The sequence below is a fragment of the Methylobacterium sp. D54C genome (assembly GCF_053345595.1).
In genome coordinates this window covers 1-287 of sequence record NZ_JBKFAK010000247.1, presented here as the reverse complement: position 1 = coordinate 287, position 287 = coordinate 1, and the positions used below count along the sequence as shown (strand labels likewise).

The 287-nt window shown below is 77.0% G+C and carries 1 protein-coding gene; it reads right to left on the bottom strand.

Translation table 11 applies throughout. From position 1 onward, the window contains the following. Positions 1–287 (bottom strand): glycosyltransferase (locus ACLBYB_RS33370; protein WP_447701446.1); only part of this gene is annotated, 287 nt, incomplete at both ends.

Genomic DNA, 287 nt, shown 5'->3' with positions numbered 1-287 from the left:
CCGCCTCCAGCCACTCGGCCCCGGCATCGAGCGCCATGCGCCGCGCCGTGCCGACATGGGCGCCCGCGCCGCCGAGCTCGACCGCGATCAGCCGGAGGGTCAGGGTCGCGAGGATGCCCGAGGCCTCGACGTCCCGCACCGCCTGGACGGTCCCGTCCGTGCAGTTGTTGGCCAGCACCACGACGCGCAGGGGCGCCCGCGCCGAGACGCCGTTCTGCGCGGCCAGGGAGGCGAGCAGGCGCGGCAGGCGCTCGGCCTCGATCCGGGCGGGGATGCAGACGACGCAG